The sequence below is a fragment of the Microcystis sp. LEGE 08355 genome, from assembly GCF_015207185.1.
GTDB classification, from domain to species: Bacteria; Cyanobacteriota; Cyanobacteriia; order Cyanobacteriales; family Microcystaceae; genus Microcystis; species Microcystis panniformis.
This window is the reverse complement of record NZ_JADEXI010000640.1, coordinates 1-2,474: the sequence shown is the minus strand read 5'-3', so window position 1 is coordinate 2,474 and position 2,474 is coordinate 1. Positions and strand designations below refer to the sequence as shown.

Annotated in this window: 1 protein-coding gene; it reads right to left on the bottom strand. The window is 35.7% G+C overall.

The window, feature by feature from the left end; all coding sequences use genetic code 11:
• Nucleotides 1-173: 173 nt before the first annotated feature.
• Nucleotides 174-2,285 (bottom strand): type ISP restriction/modification enzyme, encoded by a 2,112-nt coding sequence (locus IQ242_RS22310; protein ID WP_255520706.1) that lies wholly within the window; start codon nucleotides 2,283-2,285, stop codon nucleotides 174-176.
• Nucleotides 2,286-2,474 lie beyond the last annotated feature (189 nt).

Below are 2,474 nucleotides of genomic sequence, written 5' to 3'. Positions count from 1 at the left end.
TATAAGATGAACGTAGGTTGGGTTGAAGCATGAAACCCAACGCCCGCTCATGTTACGCTACCGCTAACCCATCCTACAAATAATTATGCCTCCCTACTTAGGGTTTGCGGCAAAAAGTTTTTCTTGGAGGCAGGGTGTAGAATGTAGAATAAGATTTCCCGGAAGCAATCTTTTTAATGCCTCATCGCTTCTATTATTTTCATGGTTTCGACGCTGACAGTGCAGACTCGTTGTAATAAGTCAATTACTGTTTCTTTATAATCGGCGAAGCGATAGTTATTAAATCTTTCGGCGATGGTTTTATCTTTGGGTTTCTTTTCCTTATATTGATCTAAAATCCATTCTAAGGCCGAACGATTACCGAGTTTATATTCCCAGGCAATTTTGGGAATATCTTGTAGGAAAGTGACATCATCGAGGTTGATAGAATTTTTTTCTCGGTCAGCTTTTAGTTTAGTTTTTGGTTTGAGGTTATTATTAGTATCAATGCGGGTTAGTGGGTAGGGTGCGACGGTTTCATAGTTGATATGTAATTCCATTAGTTTGCTTCCCCATTCTACCCATTGAGAGAAGTTATCATAAAAGGGAAGCCGGGGAAATTCTCGCTTCAGGTTTAATTCGTATTTACTGCGATATTCCGGGTAGTGAAGGACTGCATAAGTGTAGTGGAAGATATCGAGTTTGGTGAGGTTTTTATCGTTGTAATGGTTTTGGAATTGTTGCAATCCCCAATCGGTGATATTATCGATGCGGTTTCCTTCTTTGTCGTAAGCATAAATAGTAATCCCTGTAGTGTCTCTTGAACCATAGCCATAATCGAAGGGATACGTTGTTGCTTGAACACAAAATGGCACTTGACTATGTGCTGTAACACAAATACTTATATTGCCCAAATCACCAATTTTGAATAGATTCTCTAATTGGTGTAATCTATGTAAAACTGTTTTGTTCCAGAAAATATATTTTTGGGTAAATGGTCGAGTTAAAACAACAATAATTTTCTCTGGATCAAAAATTATTTCGTCTCCTCTAACAAGCTTATTTTCTAGCTCATCACTCCACTTTATTTCTCTACTTACAAAGTTTTTAATAGAAGTAATTTTTCCTGAATCATTCCATCGCTTCTGCTCTGAAGCATAAAACTGACAAAAAAACTCTAGCTTTGACCTTAAAGAATCAGGGTTAAAATCATACAACCACTCATCTCTAGCAGTTATAACCCCTAGCGAAAAGTTCCTGAAGATTGCTTTTTCATTTTTGCCAGTTTTAGTATCTTTGTTAATTAAAGGTAAAAGTTCATCAAAATCATTATTTTCATACAACCAATCATGATTATGGTTAGGCTGAATATGCTGAAAGTTTAAATTGTCAATTCTATTTTCATTTAATAATATTAGCTTATCTTTGGCTAAATCACTATCTGCCATCTTAAAATAGAAAACTTTTGCTTTTTCTTTATGGCTTGATTTTTTAACAAAGAAGCTAATGCATACACCTGCTTGAATCCCGAAAACATTATGCTTTGTACCCGAAATTTTAGTATTTTTTCTTACATCTCCTCCCAAATCAACCAACCATATTTCACTAAATTCTTGTAAAACCGTTTTCCTAAACCCATCGAATGTTTTTTTGTCTATAAAAGAGTTGTTAGTGATCAATGCAATCACTCCATCTTTATTTAATCTATCAGATGCCCATCTTAAGAAACGAGCATACATATCATAAGCTCTATTTTGATTTTGAGAGTTACTCACTTTTAGATAAGTATCTCGGATTCTTTTATCTATTTCTTCATAATTACGATTTGCATTATTATCATTAGCATTTTGCTGCTTGGCATTATAAGGAGGATTACCAATAATTACAGAAATATTGCGGTCATTTTGATTTTGAATCCGTTGGGTATTCTCCACCGACATGGCAAACAAATCCATCTGCTTGAGATGAAAAGCAGCATGATCCAGGGTATCGACAAAACAGATATGCTCAAACTCTTCATACTCACCCATCTTCTGCTTGTAGGTGAACTCAATATTCAAATTAGCAATATAATAAGGCAGAATTGCCACCTCATTACAGTGCATCTCATGCTTATACTTGTACTGTAACTTATCCTTCGGTAAATACTCAATCAACTCCGTCACAAAAGTTCCTGTACCCGTCGCTGGATCTAAAATTTCTACTCCTGGATCCGCCAACAACTTACCAAAATGCTTGTGGACTAAATAATCGACACTTTCAATCATAAAACGGACAATTTCATTGGGTGTATAGACAATTCCCAACCGGTCCGCCGCTTTCGGATTGTATGCTTTATAAAAATTCTCATAAATCGCCTTGAGAAACTTGGCTCTTCGGTTTGTGTTATGCAATGGACGGGGGTTATAAGGGATGTAACCCTTATAGAGAAAGGCATTTAGCGATTTTTGTCAATTATTTTTGATCTAGAGCGAACTAATCAATTAAATCTCTTG